This is a genomic window from Nonomuraea sp. K271 (assembly GCF_009908215.1).
GTDB lineage: Bacteria > Actinomycetota > Actinomycetes > Streptosporangiales > Streptosporangiaceae > Nonomuraea > Nonomuraea longispora.
In genome coordinates, this window is sequence record NZ_JAAAHR010000042.1 from 1 (window position 1) to 18,095 (window position 18,095).

Here is an 18,095-nt window from a genome sequence, read left to right on the forward strand (position 1 = left end):
GCCCAGGCCGCCGCCCCACCGGCCTGACTCCTGTCCCGGCGCGGCCCACGCGGATTCCGGGTCTGCCCGCTGCGATCCTGTGCCCGCCCGTCGTTCGGGAGGCCCGCGTGCTCGCGCCCGGCAGAGGCGACGCGCTCACCGCTGGGCCGGTTGCGGGAGCCCGGCCCAGCGGTGAGCGCGTGGCCCGTGGAAGGTGCGGACCCAAGCGATGTGGTCAGCCGAAGGCGTAGCCGTACAGGCCGGTGCCCTCGCTGAGCGGGCGTACCTTGCCCAGGCGCAGGCCCGGCCGGCGGGATCCGGGTGCGTACGCGACGAGCCCCTGGCCGGGCGCGGCCACCACGAGCGCGTACACCGGACGCCGCCGCGCCAGGGGCCGGTGGCCGTCGCCCCACCCGGGCAGGGCGGTCACCGCGGCCCCGAAGTCGCGTCCTCTGCCCTTGACCAGCAGGTTCCCCTTCCGCGTGAGCCCGCCCGCCGCGCGTCCCGCCAGCACCTGGACGGCCTTCTCCCCGGGTACGCCGATGGCCAGGTCGTCCCTGCCGTCGCCGTTGAAGTCCCCGGCCGCCAGCGAGGCCCCGAACCGGTCGTAGTAGCGGGGTCTGCCGTCGAGCGTGTTCTGCGACCAGGCCTCGGTCCGGTCGGTACGCAGCCCGCCACGCGAGCCGTACAGCACGTCCACGGTGCCGTCGCCGTAGTCCATGGCCCGCTGGCCGGCGCTGAGCCCTTCGCCGGGTACGCCGATGGCCAGGTCGTCCTTGCCGTCACCGTTGAAGTCGCCGGTGGCCAGCGAGGCCCCGAACCCGTCCCATTTCTCCGCGGCGCCCTTGATGCCCGGCGTGCTCTGATGGAGCAGCCGGGCACGTTTCGCGCGGACGTCGACGACGGTGGCCGAGCCCTGGCCGTCGTGGCTGATGCTGTCGGCGGGCGCTCCCACGACCAACTCGTCTTTGCCGTCCCCGTCGAAGTCGCCGGTGGTCAGCGCCGCGGCCCATTGGTCGGTGACGCGCGCGGGCTGCCGTACCCACCGGGTCTTCTGCGTGATCCGGTACGGCTTGCGCCCCTTCATCCAGTACACGGTCACGGCTCCGCCCGACCGGTGGCCGGGGGAGCCGACCGCCAGCTCGTCCCGGCCGTCGCCGTCGAGGTCGCCCGCGGCCAGGGACGCGCCGAACCGGTCGCTGGACGGTTCGGCGGGTGCCAGCCGCCGGCCGGCCACCAGGCCGCCGGGGGAGCCGTCGTAGATCTGCACGACCCCGTTCCCGTCGCCGCCGGGCACCCGCTCACCGGTGAACTCCTCCGACACCCCCACGGCCAGGTCCGCGCACCGGTCGCCGTTGAAGTCGCCGGCGGCCAGCGCGGAGCCGAACGCGTCACCCGGCTCGGCGTCGTCCTGGACGAGCTTGGCCGTCCTGCCGGAGCCGTACGTCACGGTCACGGAACCGGCCCTGGCGGCGTCGTAGGGCGCGGCCACGGCCAGGTCGGGGCGCCCATCGGCGTTGAAGTCGAGCGGCCGGCCGGTGCACGAGCGGGCCGTCGCGGGGGTCGTACCGGTGAGGAGGGGAAGGACCAGGCAGGCGGCGAGCACAGCGTTCATACCGCAAGTCATGACCGGGCGGGTCGAACCAGGTCTGAACGGCGCGGGAACGGGCCAGGAGGGCGGGATGCACATCGCCCGCCGTCCGCGGCAAGCCCCGCGAGCGCGGGGTTTTCCGTACGGGACCGGCGTGGGACCGTGCCAGGATAGTCGGGTGGACGACATCGACCTCGCTGATCTGCATTTCTGGCGCAAGCCGCTCAAGGAACGCAACGAAGCGTTCGCCCGGCTTCGCCTGCTGGAGCTTCCGGTGTTCTTCCCGGAGAAGAAGGTGCCGCTCCTCCGCTCGGGCAAGGGCTTCTACGCCCTCGTACGCCACGCGGACGTCGTCGAGGCCAGCCGCAACGCCAAGGTGTTCTCCAGCGAGCCCGCCGTCACCAACCCGGAGCCGCCCGGCTGGGTGAAGCAGGTGTTCGGGGAGTCGATGGTCAACATGGACGATCCCCGGCACGCGCGCCTGCGCAGGATCGTCACCCGTTCGTTCAGCCCGAAGATGCTGGCCGGCCTGCAGAGCGACATCGAGGCGGCCTGCGCCGGCATCGTCGACGACGTGGTCAAGGAGGGCCCGCGCGACTTCGTCTCCCAAGTCGCCGCCCGGCTGCCCATCCACGTCATCTGCGACATGCTGGACATCCCGCAGGAGTTGCGGGCCAAGGTGCACCAGCACGTCGACATCTCCACCGCCTACACCGGCGTGCGCCCGAGCCTGGCCCGCAGCGTCCAGATGGCCGGCCAGAACATGCTGGCCCTGCTCGCGCTGCAGCGCATGGTCATCAAGCTCGGCCACGAGCGCGTCGCCGACCCCAAGGGCGACCTCGTCTCCCTCCTGGTCAACGCCAACCCCGACGGGGAGAAGCTGACCGACAAGGAGCTCGGCTCGTTCTTCGCGCTGCTCCTGGTCGCGGGCAACGAGACGGCGCGCAACACGATGGCCCACGGCATCAAGCTGCTCACCGACAACCCGGCTCAGCGCGAGCTGCTGATGAGCGACTTCGACACCCACATCAACGGCGCCATCGAGGAGATGGTCCGCCACGTGTCGCCGATCATGCAGTTCCGGCGCACGGTCACCGAGGACTACACGCTGCGCGGCCTTGAGCTGAAGAAGGGCGACAAGGTCGTGCTCTTCTACGGCTCGGCCAACCGGGACGAGTCGGTCTTCCCCGACCCCGACAGGTTCGACATCACCCGCGACACCAAGCCGCACGTCGGCTTCGGCGGCCCCGGCCCGCACTTCTGCCTCGGCGCCAACCTGGCCAGGCAGGAGCTGCGCACGATGTTCCGCGAGCTGCTGACCCGGCTGCCCGGCATCCGCTCGGTCGGCGAGCCCGAACTGCTCCTGTCGAACTTCGACAACAGCGTGCGCAGCCAGGCGTTCGCCTTCTGACCGTCGTCAGTCGTCGGCGGCGAGCACGTTCGACCTGATGGTGAGCACCGTGATCAGCGCCGCCAGCACCATCATGGCGGCGCTGATGAGCATGGCCGTCCTGAATCCCGCGTCGAACACCGGCGGGTTCTCGAACGCGTCGCCGACCAGGCCGACCACCGGCGGCACCGCGGCCACCGCGAAGAGGCTGCCGGTGCGGGCCACCGCGTTGTTGACGCCGCTGGCCGTGCCCGCGTGGCGGTCCTCGACCGTGGCCAGCACGGTCGCGGTCAGCGGCGCGACCACCCCCGACAGCCCCAGCCCGAAGACGAACACGGCGGGCAGCACCTGGAGCGGATAGGACGCGCCGTACCCGATGGTGCTCATCCACAGGAAACCGGCGCCCGCCAGCAGCAGCCCGCCCGTCATCGGCCAGCGCGGCCCGACCCGCTTGGCCAGCTCACCGGCCCGCCCCGACAACGCCATCATGAGGATCGTCGTGGGGAACATCGCCAGCCCGGCGGCGATGGGGGAGAAGCCGGAGACGACCTGGAGCTGCACCACGAGCAGGAAGAACACCACGCCCATGGCCGCGTACATGATCAACGTCACCACGTTGACGGCCGTGAACACGCGGTCGCGGAAGATGTCGACGGGCACCAGCGCGTCCGGAGACCGGCGCACCTCGACCGCCACGAACGCCGCCCCCAGCAGCAGCCCGGCGAGCAGCGGCGCCGGGGCGCCCCGCTGGATCAGCCCGTAGGTGATCCCGGCCAGCGCCAGCGCCGCGAGGACCGCGCCCAGCACGTCGAAGCGCCCCGCGGCCTGCTCGTCCCTGCTCTCGGGCACGTGCCGCAGGGCGACGAACACGATGAGCGCGGCGAACGGGAGGTTGATCAGGAACGCCCACCGCCATCCGGCGGTCTGCACCAGCCACCCGCCCAGCAGCGGTCCGATGGCGCTGGCCACGCCGCCGAGCCCCGACCACGTGCCCACGGCGCGCGGCCGGTCGCGCCGGACGAACGACGCCTGGATGATCGCCAGCGAGCCGGGCGTGAGCAGCGCGCCGCCGACGCCCTGCAAGGCCCTGGCCGCGATGAGGAACTCGATGCTCGGCGACAGCCCGCACAGCGCGGAGGCGACGGCGAACCACACGACGCCGATGACGAAGAGGGTGCGCCGGCCGTAACGGTCACCGAGCGAGCCGCCGAGCAGGATCAGCCCGGCGAGGGTGAGCGTGTAGGAGTTGATCGTCCATTGCAGCCCCGCCATGCCGGCGTCGAGCTCCCTGCCGAGGTAGGGCAGCGCGACGTTGACCACGGTGCTGTCGAGCAGCGCCAGACCCGAGCCCAGCACCGTCGCGAACAGGATCCAGCGCCCGCGCGCCGACCGGAGCTCGACGTGCTCATCGACGTGCTCATCGACGTGCTCGCCGACGTGCTCGCCGGCGGGCTGCTCCTCGGGCCCGGAGGTCATAGGCCCATCCTGTCACCGGGGCGCGGCTTCGCCCCCGAGGGCTCGCAGCACGAACCCGGTGACCAGCTCGGCGGCCGCCGCCACCGTGACGTCGCCGCTGATCAGCGGCACCCGCTCCGCGCCGATGACGGCGAGGATCATCCGCGCCGTGGCCGGCACGTCTAGCACCTGGAAGTCGCCCGACGCCTGGCCGCTCTCCAGGATCTCGACGAGGACACGCTGCATGGGCGCGACGTGCTCGGCCAGCCGTTGGTAGGCGTCGGGCCCGAGGGTGACGCTCAGGTCGGCGGCGCCCGGATGCGGGTGGGCGAGCAGGCCGTCCAGCTGGAGGCGTACGAACGCCCGCAACCGGTCGGCGGGGGAGGCGCCGGCGGGCAGCTCCCGCTCGTAGCTGTCGATGAAGTAGTGGGTCACCCGCTCGGTGAACGCCAGCAGCAGCGCGGTCTTGTCGGGGAAGTAGTTGTAGAGCACGGTGCGCGTGATGCCGGCCTCGCCTGCCACGTCGGTCATCGAGATGGCGTCGATGCCCTGCTCCCTGGACAGCCGCGAGACGGCCTGCAGGATGCGGTCGCGCGTCTGGGCGCGGTGCTCGCCGATGGTGGCGGCGGAGATCCGGGGCATATGCCCATGGTAGGCCGTACGGGCGATCACGCCCGCGGAACATACCGGACGTAGGGCGTGCTCAACTTCATGATGATCGGCCACCATCGGCACAAGACTCCCGGCGTCCTCAGGCCGGCGAGCATCTTCATCCGCGACTCGGTGTCCGGCGCTGTCGTCCATGAGGGGCCGGACGCCGAAGGGGCGCCGGGGCTGGTCGGCGAGGGCGACATCGAGGAGCCGAGCCACGTACGGGCCGCGATGGCCACTGAGAGCGCATCACATGCAGGCGTAACGCGTACGTCGCCGGCTCGCGGAGGCGGGCGAGATCTGGACCCTGCTGGAGGAGCGGGTCGACGCCGACGGGCTCAACGAGGCCGGCCACCGGCTGGCCGGGATCAAGGCCGACGTCGCCGGGCGTGCCACTCCGCTGCGCGACCCCTACGACGAGCAGGCCGGTCGGTAGCTCCGGGTCAGGCGGCGGCCCTGACGGTGTGAAAAAGCTCGGCGAGGACGTCGGTGTTGAGCCGGTAGGCGCGCTTGACCTCGCCGATGACGCGCTGCCGCTCTTTCTCGTCGAGCTCCAGCGCGTCGAGCCGGGAGCGGTATTCGTTCTTGAACCGGGGCAGGCTGCCGAGCTCGTCGAAGAAGTAGAAGTCCACGCCCCCGCCCTTGGCGTAGCCGTAGATCTTCTGCAGCTCCATGCGGATGAACTGCCCGCCGGACAGGTCGCCGAGGTAGCGGGTGTAGTGGTGGGCGATGTAGCCGCCCGGCCAGCCGGCCGTCTCGCGGATGCGCGCCACGAGGGCTTCGGTGGACGCGGACGGCGTGATGCGCTCGCGCCAGCGCGGCCCGTAGACGGTGGCCAGATCGCGTTCGAGAGCGGGCTCGCGATAGAGCTCCGGGAAGACGAAACGGCCGGCCACCGGGTGCCCTGCCAGCTCCCGTGACACCCCGTCGAGCGCGGTGTAGGCGAAGTAGTGCTGGGCGACCATCTCGCCGTATTCGTGCTCACTCAACCGGCCGGCCATGAGCTCGGTGAGATAGCCCTCGGACTCGGCCGACTGGTGGTCGGCCCAGGTGGCGTTTCTCAAGCTCTCGGAGAACGACGTCGTCACAGCTCACCTCAAGTCCGCTGGTGTTTCATGACGAAGTGTCACAAACGGCGCCCGCCGGCGTCAAGCTGATGACGACACCATGTCATCAAAGTTCCTCCTACCCGCGGACAGCCGCGGTCAAGCGGTGACCTGCCCGGATCGCCCCAGCGCGATCATGGTCAGGTTGCGCAGCGAAGCGGTGCCGGGCGCGAAGTAGTCGCTGTGCCCTCCGGAACCCGCGTCGAACACGCGGGCGCCGAAGGCGGGGCTCATGGGGTCGGTGCCGAACCCCAGCGGGCCGAGCGTGGTCTTGGGCACGAACCTGATCCAGTCGTCCGCCCCGAGCCCCGCCCACACGCGCGGCCGTGCGGTCACACCGCCCGCCGCGCGGACGGACCCGGCGCGGGCCGGCGCGGTCAGCGTGGCCGCCGACGGCGCACCGACGCCCGGGCTGCCGAAGACGGCCACGTCGGAGACCGGCAGGCCGGGCATGGCCTTGGCGCACACCACCGAACCGTAGCTGTGGCACAGCAACGCCACCGGCGCGTTCGTGCGCCCGAGCAGCTCCGCGACCGTGCGGCGCAGCTCGGCGGCCCCGGCGCGGGCCGCGCCGTCACCGACCGTGCCCAGGCTCAGCGTGCGCGGCGGGTCGTAGCCCAGCCACGCCACCACCGCCAGCCGCGCCTGGGGGGCCAACCGGCCGGCCTCGGCCACCAGCGCCCGCGCGGCGCCGCCGGGCCGGTGCGGGCCGTCGTCGAACGTCTCCGCCGTGGTGTCCGTGCCGGGCACGATGACCGCCACCCGGCCGGCCGTCTTCAGCTCTCCGTAGATCTTCACCAGCCGCCCGCCCGGCGGCGCCGGCAGCAGCAGGAACGCGCCGGTCGCGACAAGCCCGGCGAGGGCGAGGTTTCTGAACATGCCGCGACCGTACGGAAGCCGGCGGGTCGTCCGCGTCCCCGCCCGGTTTGAACCCTCGCGTAGTACTCGGGGGTGACTCTGGGCAGAGAAGGGTGTACCGGGGGATGCCAGGAGTGCACACCGAGAACCCCCTTGGAGAGGTTTTGTCCGATCAAGCAGACGTGGAACGGCGTGTGGGCGAGTTGCTCCGCGACCATGAAGAACAGGTCGTCAACCGGTGGGCACAGTCGGTCGACGCGCCGCGCGACGAACTGCTGGAGCTCTACCGCGCCATCCTCGGCGCCATCGAGCAGGGCGGAGGCGACCTCGCCGACCTCCGCGGCCTGCTCACCGAGCTGTCGCGGTCGCGGGCTCGCGTCGGCTACTCGCCCGCCGAGACCTCCAAAGCCGTCTTCGGCCTGAAGGGGGCCTTCTACGAAATCGTGGTCGCCGACGCCGACACCGAGGTGCTGCGCGGATTCATCCGGTTCGCCCGCCTCATCGACGACCTCGGCCTGTTCACGTTCGAGGCGTACGCCGAAGCCCGCGAGAAGATCATCATGGACCAGGCCGAGCAGTTGCTCGAACTGTCCACCCCTGTGGTCAAGCTCTGGGACGGCATCCTGGCCGTGCCGCTGATCGGCACGCTCGACTCGGCCCGCACCCAGGTCGTCATGGAGAAGCTGCTGGAGGCGCTGGTCGAGACCGGCGCCGAGCACGCGGTCATCGACATCACCGGCGTCCCGGCCGTCGACACCCAGGTCGCCCAGCACCTGCTCAAGACCGTGTTCGCGGCACGGCTCATGGGCGCCGAATGCGTCATCTCCGGCATCCGCCCGCAGATCGCGCACACCATCGTCACGCTCGGCATCGAGTTCGGCGACATCGTGACCAAGACGTCGCTGGCCGACGCGCTCGCCCACGCCTTCAGACGAAGCGGCGTGCAGGTGAGCGGCCGGCCGGCCACGCACGTCACCGTACGGGCGGAGCAGGCGTAGTGGATCGGGTGCCCATTCTCAAGCTCGGCGACCTGCTGATCGTCTCGATCCAGGTGGACCTGGACGACCAGAGCGTGCTCGTTCTGCAGGAGGACCTGGCCGCGGCGGTCGTCTCCCGCGGCGCCAAGGGAGTGATCATCGACATCTCCGCCGTCGAGATCGTCGACTCGTTCACCGGGCGGATGCTGGCCACGATCGCCGCGATGTGCCGCATGCTCGACGCGCACGCCGTGGTCGTCGGCATGCGGCCGGCCGTGGCGATCACGCTCGTGGAGCTCGGCCTCTCACTCGGCGGCGTCCGTACGGCACTCGATCTGGAGAAAGGGGTGGCGCTGCTGAACCACGTCGGAGGCACGGCGCGGTGACCCGCGAGGCGGTCATCGAGAGCAGCGCCGACGTCGTGGCGGTACGCCGGCTCGTCAGGAGCGCCGCCATCGAGGTGGGCTTGTCGCTCATCGACCAGACCAAGATCATCACGGCCGCCAGTGAGCTGGTGCGCAACGCCCTCGTCTACGCGGGGCGGGGCGAGCTGCGCGTGGAGGTCGTCGAGAACGGGGCGAAGCGCGGGCTCAGGCTGGTCGTCAACGATGAAGGGCCAGGCATCCCGGACATCGAGCAGGCGCTCACCGACGGCTGGACCACCGGCACGGGCCTCGGACTCGGGCTCGGCGGGTCACGCCGGCTGGTGGACGAGTTCGACCTGCTCTCCAAGCCGGGGCAGGGCACGACGGTGACGGTGACGAAATGGGCCCGGTGACGAATGACCCGGTGACGAATGGACGCGATGACGAATGGGCCGGGCGACCGAGTGGGCCTCGGTGCCGAATGGGTCAGGTGACGCGATGGGGCACGTGACCAGCCGGCGGATGGGCGCCTGGATCCGCGCGGAGGACACCAGCGCGGTGGGCGCCGTACGCCGGCGGGCCGTCGAGCTGGCCGGTCTGGCCGGATTCGACGCGACGCAGGCCGGGCAGGTGGCGGTGGCCGTCAGCGAGGCGGTGTCCAACCTCGTCAAGCACGCCGTCGAGGGCAGCGTCATGGTCCGCATGAACCCCGAGCCCCCCGCCACGGTGGAGCTCGTCGCGATCGACGCGGGGCCGGGCATGGCCGACATCGCCCGCGCCCTGCGCGACGGCTACTCCTCCGTGGGGACGCTCGGCATCGGCATGGGCGCCATCGCCCGCATCGCGACCGGCTACGACGTGCACTCCCTGCCCGGCAGAGGCACCGTGCTCGCGATGTACTTCACCGTGGGCCGCGAACCCGCTCCGCCGGCGCACGCCAGCGGCCTGACCCGGCCCATCGGCGACGAGCAGGTGTGCGGCGACTCCTTCGCCATCTCCACCACGGGGGCCGCCACCACCATCATGGTCTGCGACGGGCTGGGTCACGGTCACATCGCGGCGCAGGCCTCCCAGCTGGCCATCGAGCTGTTCCTTCAGGCGCCGGAGCGTGAGCCGCTGGCCATCGTCGACCGCCTGCACCGGGGGATGGGCGTCACGAGAGGAGGGGCGCTCGCGGTGGCCCGGCTGGGCGGCGGCTCGGTGACCTACGCGGGGCTCGGCAACGTCTCCGGCTGGGTCGCGCACGCCCAGGGACGGCAGGGCATGGTGTCGGTGCCGGGCATCGCCGGTCACCAGGGGGCGCGGTTGCGGCAGCACACGTACGAGCTGCCCGGCCACGCCACCGTGATCATGCACTCCGACGGGATGTCGGAGCGCTGGGACCCGGCGCACATGCCCGGCCTGTTCGCCCGCACCCCCGCCGTGATCGCCGCCGGCCTGCTGCGCGAGGCCGGCACCAGGCGCGACGACGTGTGCGTGGTGGCGGCGAGGCCGGGCTCGTGAAGGCGGCCACGGAGCTCATCAGGGTCCGGCTCAACGCCGGCCAGGACGTGTTCGTGCTGCGCCGCCTCGGCCGCGCCGCCGCCGAGCTGGCCGACCTGGAGCCGCAGGACCAGGTACGGGTGGCGACGGCGCTCAGCGAGGTCGGCAGGGAGGTCTACGGCCGCGGCGCGCTCGCGGTGATCGCGCTCGGCGAGGACGAACTGCTGATCACCGTGACCCACGGAGAACGCTCGGGCCTGGCCGGGTCGGAGGGCGTCAGGCTGGCGGGCCGGCTGGTCGACCGGGTCGAGCTCGGCGACGGGCGTGTCACGCTCGCCAAGCGGTTGCGGCCGCGGCCGCGGCCGCGGCGCGGCCCGATCTCCGACCTCCGCGACCGGCTGACCAGGCTCTCTCCCGTCTCCGCACTCGAGGAGCTGCGGGACCAGAACCGGGAACTGGCCGCCACCCTGGACGACGTGCTGCGGCTCAACGCCGAGCTGCAGGAGACCAACACGGGCGTGCTGGCGATGTACAACCAGCTCTCCGCCGAGCTGGAGGAGACCAACAGGGGAGTGGTCGCCCTCTACGCCGAGCTGGATGAGAAGTCCAGCCAGCTCCGCGAGGCCAACGAGGCGAGGAACCGTTTCTGGGCCACCATCAGCCACGAGCTGCGCACCCCGCTCAACTCGGTCATCGGCCTGGTCGGGCTGCTGACCGGGCCGGGCGGCGATCCGCTGACCGAGGAGCAGGCCCACCAGGTCGAGCTCATCGGCAACTCGACCAGGACGCTGCTGGCGCTCGTCAGCGAGCTGCTCGACATGGCCAAGGCCGAGTCGGGCCGCCTCGACCCGCACCCCACTACGGTCAGCCTGACGGACGTGGCCGAGCACCTGCACGTGACGATGCGCCCGACGCGCGTGCGGGGCGGCGTCGAGCTGAGCCACCACGTGGCGCCCGAGGCCGCGGTGCTGCACGTGGACGAGGGCATGCTCGTCACGATCCTGCGCAACCTGCTGTCCAACGCGCTGAAGTTCACCGATTGCGGCGAGGTGCGGCTGGAGGCCCGCGCCGACGACGACAGGAACGAGATCGTCATCACGGTGACCGACACCGGCATCGGCATCCCGCCCGAGCACCTGAGGCGCGTGTTCGAGGACTTCTACCAGGTGCCGGGCTCCTTCCAGGTCGGGGCCAGGGGCACCGGCCTCGGCCTGCCGTACGCGCGCAGGCTGGCCGAGGCGCTCGGCGGCACCCTTGAGCTGGCCAGCACGCCGGGCGAGGGCACCACCGCCGCGCTCAGGCTGCCCCACCACGGCGGCCCGCCCGAAGTGGAGCGGGTGCTCGTCGCCGACGACGACGAGGTGTTCCGCGCGGCCGCCCGCCGCATGCTGCACGGCTTCGCCGTTCACGTCGACGAGGCGGCCGACGGGGCCGCCGCCCTGGAGGCGATGGCCGCCGAGCCGCCCGACGTGGTGCTCATCGACCTGCTCATGCCGCGCGTGGACGGGCACGCGCTGCTGCTGCGGATGGCCGAGGACGATCGGCTGAGCCGGATCCCCGTGGTCGTGGTGACCGTGCAGCCGCAGCACGCGCCGGAGGGCAAGGCGGTGCTGCCCAAGCAGGGGCTGCGCCGGGACCAGCTGATCCAGGCCATCCGCCAGGCGAGAGGGGGCGGAGCGTGACGCAGCAGCAGCTCGCCCCCGCGGCGGGCACGCAGCCGGGAACCGTCCTCGTGGTCGACGACACGCCGACCAAGCGCTACATCCTCGCGAGATGGCTGCGCAGATCCGGGCACAACGTGGTCGAGGCGAGCGGAGGGGAGGAGGCGCTGCGCAAGCTGGCCGAGGGACCGATCGACCTGGTCGTCCTCGACGTACGGCTGCCCGACATATCCGGGTTCGAGGTGTGCGAGCGGATCAAGGCCGATCCGGCCACCGCGTCGATCCCCGTCATCCAGGTGTCGGCCAACGCCATCACGGTGGCCGACCGCGCGGAAGGGCTGGAACGCGGTGCCGACGCGTACCTGATCGAGCCGATCGAGCCCGCCGAGTTCGCCGCCACCGTGCGGGCCATGCTGCGCTACTACCGGGCACGGTGGCGGGCCGAGCTCATGGCCCGGCGGCTGGCCAGGCTGGCCGACGTGACGCTCAGGATGAACGAGGCGGAGACCTTCGACCAGATGCTCGGGGTGGCCGCCGAGGGCACGTCCGACCTGCTCGGCCGCTTCTGCGGCGCTCTGGCGCTGCTGCCGGAGGGCAGGACGCGGCGCTCCTGCGCCCGGCCGGGCGAGCCGGCCACCTCCCACACGGCCGGCCCCGAGGTGCTCGACCGGCTCTCCCGTACGGTGCCCGAGGGAGCCGCGCAGGCCCAGGTCTTCACGGTGGAAGCCGCGGGCTGGCGGGCCCTCCTGCCCGGCGTGGACCTCGAAGGCCCGACCACCGGCGTGCTCTGCCGGACGAGGAAGTCCAGGTCCCCGGTCTACCTGGGCGTGGCGAGCGGCCCGCCGCTCGACGCCGACGAGGTCAACCTGCTGCGCCAGGTGGGCCAGCAACTGGCGCTGGCCGTAGACGCGCTGCGCGCCTACACCGAGGAGCACGCGATCGCGCTCACCCTGCAGCGCAGCCTGCTGCCCACCGGCATCCCCGACGTGCCCGGCCTGCGCCTGGCCATGCGCTACCAGCCGGCCGTGGACAACGTCGAGGTCGGCGGAGACTTCTACGAGGTGCTGCCGATCGACCACCGGGTGCTGGTGGCGATCGGCGACGTGGAGGGCCACTCGCTGCACGCCGCGACCGTGATGGCGGAGATCCGCCACGCCATGCGGGCCACGCTGATCGCCCAGGTCGACCTGAGCGCCACGCTCGACCTGCTCAACCGGATGGTACGGCGCTACCACCCGCGCGTGACGGCCACCCTCTGCCTGGTGCTCGTCGACCCGGCCACGGGCGAGGTCGAGGTGGCCAACGCCGGCCACATCCCGCCCCTGCTCGCCGGGCCCCGTTCCGCCTACCACAGCCTGGGCAACCTGCTGCTGGGCGTCCTGCCGGAGCGCTACGAGGTCGACCGGCTGAAGCTGCCGCCCGGCGGCACAATGGTGCTGTTCACCGACGGCCTGGTGGAGGACCGCACCACCACGCTCGACGCCGGCCTGGAGGTGGCCAGGCGGCTGGCGGAGACGGTCGAGAACGACCTGGAGCAGTTCGCCGAGCGCTTCCTGGGGGCGTTCGGCGTACGCGGGGACGACGTCGCGCTGGTCGTCCTGCGCCGGGAGCCGTGAGCCCGGGGCCGGTACGTCAGGACGGCCGTTCGGCGTAGTGACAGGCGGCGTCGTGGCCGCCTTCGGCGACGGGCTCGAGTGCGGGTTCCTGCCCGGCGCACCGGTCGGTCGCCTTCCAGCAGCGCGTGTGGAAGCGGCAGCCGGGCGGCGGCGCCACGGGGCTCGGCGGGTCTCCGGCCAGCATGATGCGCTTGCGTCCGCGCAGCCGCGGCTTGGCCGCGGGGGCCGCCGACAGCAGGGCCATCGTGTACGGATGCGCGGGGCTGCCGTACACCGCGGCCGCCGGCCCGGTCTCCGCCAGCCGGCCCAGGTACATCACGGCCACGCGGTGCGACACGTGCCGTACCACGGCCAGGTCGTGGGCGATGAACACCAGCGCCACCCCGAGCGTGCGCTGCAGTTCGGCGAACAGGTTGACCACCTGCGCCTGCACCGACATGTCCAGCGCCGAGACCGGCTCGTCGCACACGATCACGTCCGGCTCGGTGGCCAGCGCGCGGGCGATGCCGATGCGCTGCCGCTGGCCGCCGGAGAACTCGTGCGGGTAGCGGTTCATCCGCTCGGGCGGCAGGCCCACCAGCGACAGCAGCTCCCCGACCCGCTCGCGCAGGGCGCGGGCGTCCGCGCACAGCCGGTGCACGCGCAGCGGCTCGGCCACGATGTCGAGCACGGTCATGCGGGGATTGAGCGAGGTCAGCGGGTCCTGGAAGACCATCTGGACGCGGCGGCGGATGTCGCGCGGCACGCCGCCGCGGGTGAAGAACGGCCGGTCGCGGAAGGTCACCTCGCCCTGGTCGGGGCGTTCGAGGCCGACCAGCATGCGGGCCAGCGTGGACTTGCCGCAGCCGGACTCGCCGACGATGCCCAGCGTCTCCCCGGCCCGCAGCTCCAGGTCCACGCCTGCGACCGCGCGTACGGCGCCGCCGCGCGAGAGCATCCCGCCGCGGTAGGTCTTGTGCAGCCCGGTGGCGCGCAGCACCGTCTCGCCCGGCCCGGCGGTGGTGGGCGAGGCGGTGGCGGCGGGTTCAGGCGGGGGCGCCATCGAGCATCTCCTTCACGTGGTGGCAGGCGGCGTACCGGCCGGCGCCGGTCCCGAGCGGCGCGAGCACCGGGCGGTTGCCGGTGCACACGTCGCTCGCCCGCTCGCAGCGAGGGGCGAACGAGCATCCGGGCGGCGTGAGCGCGGGGCTGGGCGGCGCTCCGGGGATGGCGCGCAGCTCCGACGCCGGCCTGTCCAGGTCGGGCACGGCGGCGAGCAGCGCGGCCGTGTACGGGTGGGCCGGCCGGTCGTACAGCTCCTCGGCCCGGCCGCTCTCCACGATCCGGCCCGCGTACATCACCGCGACCTGGTCGCTGACCTCGGCGGCCACCCCCAGGTCGTGGGTGATGAGCAGGACGGCGGTGCCGAGCTCGCGTCGCAGCCGGTCGATGAGCTCCAGGATCTGCGCCTGCACGGTGACGTCGAGGGCGGTGGTCGGCTCGTCGGCGATGATCAGGTCGGGTTCGAGCGCCACCGCCATGGCGACGAGGATGCGCTGCCGCATGCCTCCGGAGAACTGGTGGGGGTAGTCGCCGATCCGCGTGGCCGCCGCCGGGATGCCCACCAGGTCGAGCAGTTCGACCGAGCGGGACCTCGCCTCCTTGCGGGACGACCCCTGGTGGACGCGGAAGAGCTCCCCGATCTGGTCGCCGATGCTCAGCACCGGGTTGAGCGCCGACAGGGCGTCCTGGAAGACCAGGGTCATGGCGCTGCCGCGCAGCGCCCGGCGTTCCTCGGCGGACATGGCGAGCAGGTCGCGGCCGCCGAGCCGGGCGGACGCCGAGCGCACCTCCACGCCGGGCTGGTCGAGCAGCCCCATGACGGCCTTGGCGGTGACGGACTTGCCCGAGCCCGACTCGCCGAGCAAGGCCAGTGTCTGGCCGCGCTCGATGGTCAGGTCCACCCCGCGCACCGCGTGGATCTCCCGCCCGCGCGCGGTGAACGTGACGTGGAGGCCACGGATCTCCAGAACCGGTGACTCGCCCACCGCACCCCTTCCTCACTGGGCCGGACGATTCACTGTGCCGAATGATGGCGTGTGATTACCGCCTGACGCCGAAAAACACCATTGATATTGTCTTATACGCCTGATTCTGGCAAACTTCCGGCAATCGGACAAGAGGGGATATCAAGTGCTGGAAGCCGCGAAGAGCTACAAGGGCTACCGTTCCTACGAATACCTGGAGGCGGGCGCCGACTACCGCACGTTCGACCTGGCGCCCGAACTCGGCCGGGTCCCCGCGTACCAGGGGCCCGAGCTCACCACCGAGCAGTCCGAGCGCGTCCGCCGCCTGCTGACCGACAACCTCGTCGTCTCCCTGCACGACCACCCGTCGGTCTTCCCCGACGACATCCGCCAGACCGTCGACTACAACCGCACCGCCCGCCACCACACCGGCTTCGAGGGCCTGGCCCGCTCCGGCATGACCGTCGTCTTCGACAACCTCATGGACGGCACCTGCTGCATCACCAGCCAGGCCGGCTGGAAGTGGAACGACGTGGTCGCCGACATCGGCATGCGCCTGTCTGACCTCGCCCACCAGGACTACGTCATCAAGGTCGAGCGCCTGGCCGACGTGCACGAGGCGCACTCCAGCGGCCGCGTCGGCCTCGTGCTCGCCCTCGAGGCCGCCACCATGATCGAGAACGAGGTCGACAGGATCGACATGCTGTACGGCTTCGGCGTACGGCAGATGGGCATCGCCTACAGCGAGGCCAACGCCCTGGGCAGCGGCCTCAAGGAGCGCGGCGACGGCGGCCTGACCCTGTTCGGCGAGAAGGCCGTGCGCCGCATGAACAAACTGGGCATCGCCATCGACGTCTCCCACTCCGGCGACCAGACCTCGCTCGACACCATCCGCCACTCCACCAAGCCGATCCTCATCACCCACGCGGGCGCCCGCGCGGTGTGGCCGACCAACCGCATGAAGCCCGACTCCGTCATCAAGGCGGCGGCCGAGCGCGGCGGCGTGATCGGCCTGGAGGCGGCCCCGCACACGACGCTGTCGCCCGACCACCCCCGTCACAGCCTGGAGTCGGTCATGGACCACTTCACGTACTGTGTGGACCTGGTCGGCATCGACCACGTCGCGTTCGGCCCCGACACGCTCTTCGGCGACCACGTCGGACTGCACGACACGTTCGCCGAGCACCTGTCGCTCAACGAGGCGCACGCCGGCATCGCCTACGACAAGGTGCCGTACGTCGACGGCCTGGAGAACCCCGCCGAGTGCTTCTGGAACATCATCGCCTGGCTGGTCACCCACGGTTACTCCGACGAGGAGATCACCAAGGTGGTCGGCGGCAACGTCATGCGCGTGCTGGAAGAGGTCTGGATCTGATGAGACGTGCCACCGTCCTGGCCGCCCTGGCCGCCCTGGCCGTCGCGCTGACCGCCGCGTGCGCCCCGAGCGTGCCCGGCTCGTCGCAGCCGACCGGCGGATCCGGCGCGCCCGCCGAGGCCGGCCGGCTGACCATCGGCACCACCGCCGACGTGGTCAACTACAACCCGCTGGTCGGCAACAGCCGTACGGACTCGTGGGTCACCAGCCTGATGTACCCGCATCTGACCCAGATGGACGGCGCCGGCAAGCGCGTCCCCTACCTGGCAACCGAGTGGTCCTACTCCGATGACGGCAAGACCGCCACGGTCAAGCTGCGCGACGACATGAAGTGGTCCGACGGCAAGCCGGTCACCGCCGACGACGTGGTGTTCTCGGTGACGGCGGTGCAGAAGGAGAAGTTCGGCGTGGTCGCCGGGCTCATCACGGCGCTGGACAAGGCGAAGGCCGTCTCACCCACCGAGGTCGAGTTCGTCCTCAGCCGCCCGGACGGCACATTCCTGGACAACGTCGGCTTCTGGCTGCCGATCGTGCCCAAGCACGTGTTCGAGAAGGCGCCCAGCGTGCAGAAGTTCGCCAACGACTCCGACTGGGTGAGCGCGGGCCCGTTCAAGCTCACCAAGGTCGAGCGCGGCCAGCGCTACATCATGGAGCGCGTCGACGACTTCGGCCCCGGCAAGCCGGCGATCAAGGAGGTCGTCTTCCGGGTCTTCCCCGACGTGAACACCGAGGTGCTCGCCCTGCGCAACGGCGAGATCGACCTCATCGGCAACGTGCTGCCGCCCGCCACCGCGGCCGAGCTGAAGACCGATCCGAAGGTCAAGCTCCAGCAGATCCCGTCGCTGGGCTGGGCGCACCTGCAGTACAACACCAAGCGCAAGCCGCTGGACGACGTCCGCGTCCGCAGGGCGCTCGCGCACGCCGTCGACTACGAGGCCATCAGGAAGATCGCGCTCAAGGGCTACGCCAAGTCGTCCAACTCCAGCGTGCTCACCCCCTCGCTGCCCGACTACGCCGACCCCGCGGCGAAGGAGTACGCCTTCGACCCCGAGCAGTCCAAGAAACTGCTGGCGGAGGCGGGCGTGAGCAACCTCAGCCTGAACATGATCTACGACCAGGCCGACCCGAACATCGCCCGCTGGGCCCCCATGGTCCGCGACGCGGCGAAGAAGGCCGGCATCACGATCAAGCTGCAAGGCCTGGAGCGCAACACGTACCTCGACAAGACCACCAAGCGGGACTTCGACATCTACGCCGGCTCGTGGGCGGTCATGGACAACCCGCCCGCCAACCTCGGCCTGGCCTTCAAGACCGGCGGGTTCATCAACTACGCCCAGGTCAGCGACCCCAAGCTGGACGACCTGATCGACCAGGGGCAGCGGGCGCTCACCCAGGAGGAGGCCAAGAAGCCGATCCAGGAGGCCGCGAGGATCATCCACGACCAGGTCTACGACAACGTCCTGTACGTGGAGACGTTCAACATCGCCCACTCCACGCAGTGGACCGGGTTCAAGCCGATGCCGAGCGAGCTGCTGTCCATCCTGAACCCGCTCTCCCTCGCCGCGGCGAAGCCGGCGGGCTGA

16 protein-coding genes are annotated in these 18,095 nt (G+C 71.5%); 9 read left to right on the forward strand and 7 right to left on the reverse strand.

Annotation, left to right across the window (positions count from 1 at the left end):
- Positions 1-214 precede the first annotated feature (214 nt).
- A complete protein-coding gene (locus tag GUY59_RS16885) occupies positions 215-1,594 on the reverse strand; it encodes an FG-GAP and VCBS repeat-containing protein (protein ID WP_138201367.1) in 1,380 nt (459 codons plus the stop codon).
- A gap of 154 nt (positions 1,595-1,748) precedes the next feature.
- On the opposite strand from GUY59_RS16885, the gene GUY59_RS16890 reads away from it, so the two are divergent.
- On the forward strand, positions 1,749-2,981 hold the full coding sequence (locus GUY59_RS16890; protein ID WP_138201366.1) for a cytochrome P450: 1,233 nt from the start codon (positions 1,749-1,751) through the stop codon (positions 2,979-2,981).
- A 6-nt stretch (positions 2,982-2,987) separates the two neighbouring features.
- Here the strand turns inward: GUY59_RS16890 and GUY59_RS16895 are convergent, their stop codons facing one another.
- The 4 genes from GUY59_RS16895 to GUY59_RS16910 form a co-directional block, all read right to left on the reverse strand.
- Positions 2,988-4,436 carry an MFS transporter gene (locus GUY59_RS16895; RefSeq protein ID WP_138201365.1) on the reverse strand — a complete coding sequence of 483 codons (1,449 nt, stop codon included), beginning with the start codon at positions 4,434-4,436 and terminating at the stop codon, positions 2,988-2,990.
- A 12-nt stretch (positions 4,437-4,448) separates the two neighbouring features.
- Complete coding sequence (locus tag GUY59_RS16900; RefSeq protein WP_138201364.1) at positions 4,449-5,057, reverse strand: TetR/AcrR family transcriptional regulator; 609 nt, start codon at positions 5,055-5,057, stop codon at positions 4,449-4,451.
- A gap of 452 nt (positions 5,058-5,509) precedes the next feature.
- Positions 5,510-6,154 (reverse strand): biliverdin-producing heme oxygenase, encoded by a 645-nt coding sequence (locus GUY59_RS16905; RefSeq protein ID WP_138201363.1) that lies wholly within the window; start codon positions 6,152-6,154, stop codon positions 5,510-5,512.
- Positions 6,155-6,271: 117 nt separating this feature from the next.
- Positions 6,272-7,051: an alpha/beta hydrolase gene (locus tag GUY59_RS16910; protein ID WP_138201362.1), complete on the reverse strand. Its 780-nt coding sequence runs from the start codon at positions 7,049-7,051 to the stop codon at positions 6,272-6,274.
- 161 nt (positions 7,052-7,212) lie between these two features.
- Here GUY59_RS16910 and GUY59_RS16915 point away from each other — a divergent pair, with 161 nt between their 5' ends.
- The 6 genes from GUY59_RS16915 (at position 7,213) to GUY59_RS50730 (ending at position 13,131) form a co-directional block, all read left to right on the forward strand.
- Complete coding sequence (locus GUY59_RS16915) at positions 7,213-8,028, forward strand: STAS domain-containing protein (RefSeq protein WP_330849171.1); 816 nt, start codon at positions 7,213-7,215, stop codon at positions 8,026-8,028.
- Positions 8,028-8,393 (forward strand): STAS domain-containing protein, encoded by a 366-nt coding sequence (locus GUY59_RS16920; protein ID WP_132336440.1) that lies wholly within the window; start codon positions 8,028-8,030, stop codon positions 8,391-8,393. The genes GUY59_RS16915 and GUY59_RS16920 overlap by 1 nt, the downstream gene beginning before the upstream one ends.
- Positions 8,390-8,785, forward strand: coding sequence for an ATP-binding protein (locus GUY59_RS16925; RefSeq protein ID WP_138201360.1), 396 nt, complete (start codon positions 8,390-8,392; stop codon positions 8,783-8,785). The genes GUY59_RS16920 and GUY59_RS16925 overlap by 4 nt, the downstream gene beginning before the upstream one ends.
- An 85-nt stretch (positions 8,786-8,870) precedes the next feature.
- Positions 8,871-9,875 carry an ATP-binding protein gene (locus GUY59_RS16930; RefSeq protein ID WP_138201359.1) on the forward strand — a complete coding sequence of 335 codons (1,005 nt, stop codon included), beginning with the start codon at positions 8,871-8,873 and terminating at the stop codon, positions 9,873-9,875.
- Positions 9,872-11,536 carry an ATP-binding response regulator gene (locus GUY59_RS16935; RefSeq protein ID WP_138201358.1) on the forward strand — a complete coding sequence of 555 codons (1,665 nt, stop codon included), beginning with the start codon at positions 9,872-9,874 and terminating at the stop codon, positions 11,534-11,536. Before GUY59_RS16930 ends, GUY59_RS16935 begins: the two co-directional genes overlap by 4 nt.
- Positions 11,533-13,131, forward strand: coding sequence for a fused response regulator/phosphatase (locus GUY59_RS50730; protein ID WP_138201357.1), 1,599 nt, complete (start codon positions 11,533-11,535; stop codon positions 13,129-13,131). The genes GUY59_RS16935 and GUY59_RS50730 overlap by 4 nt, the downstream gene beginning before the upstream one ends.
- 16 nt (positions 13,132-13,147) lie before the next feature.
- On the opposite strand, the gene GUY59_RS16945 is transcribed toward GUY59_RS50730, so the two are convergent.
- Entirely contained in the window at positions 13,148-14,173 is a 1,026-nt protein-coding gene (locus tag GUY59_RS16945) for an ABC transporter ATP-binding protein (protein ID WP_138201356.1), read from the reverse strand.
- Positions 14,157-15,158, reverse strand: coding sequence for an ABC transporter ATP-binding protein (locus GUY59_RS16950; protein ID WP_138201355.1), 1,002 nt, complete (start codon positions 15,156-15,158; stop codon positions 14,157-14,159). The genes GUY59_RS16945 and GUY59_RS16950 overlap by 17 nt, the downstream gene beginning before the upstream one ends.
- Before the next feature lie 145 nt (positions 15,159-15,303).
- Here GUY59_RS16950 and GUY59_RS16955 point away from each other — a divergent pair, with 145 nt between their 5' ends.
- Both GUY59_RS16955 and GUY59_RS16960 read left to right on the forward strand, forming a co-directional pair.
- Positions 15,304-16,512 carry a dipeptidase gene (locus GUY59_RS16955; protein WP_132336454.1) on the forward strand — a complete coding sequence of 403 codons (1,209 nt, stop codon included), beginning with the start codon at positions 15,304-15,306 and terminating at the stop codon, positions 16,510-16,512.
- Complete coding sequence (locus GUY59_RS16960) at positions 16,512-18,095, forward strand: ABC transporter substrate-binding protein (protein ID WP_138201354.1); 1,584 nt, start codon at positions 16,512-16,514, stop codon at positions 18,093-18,095. Before GUY59_RS16955 ends, GUY59_RS16960 begins: the two co-directional genes overlap by 1 nt.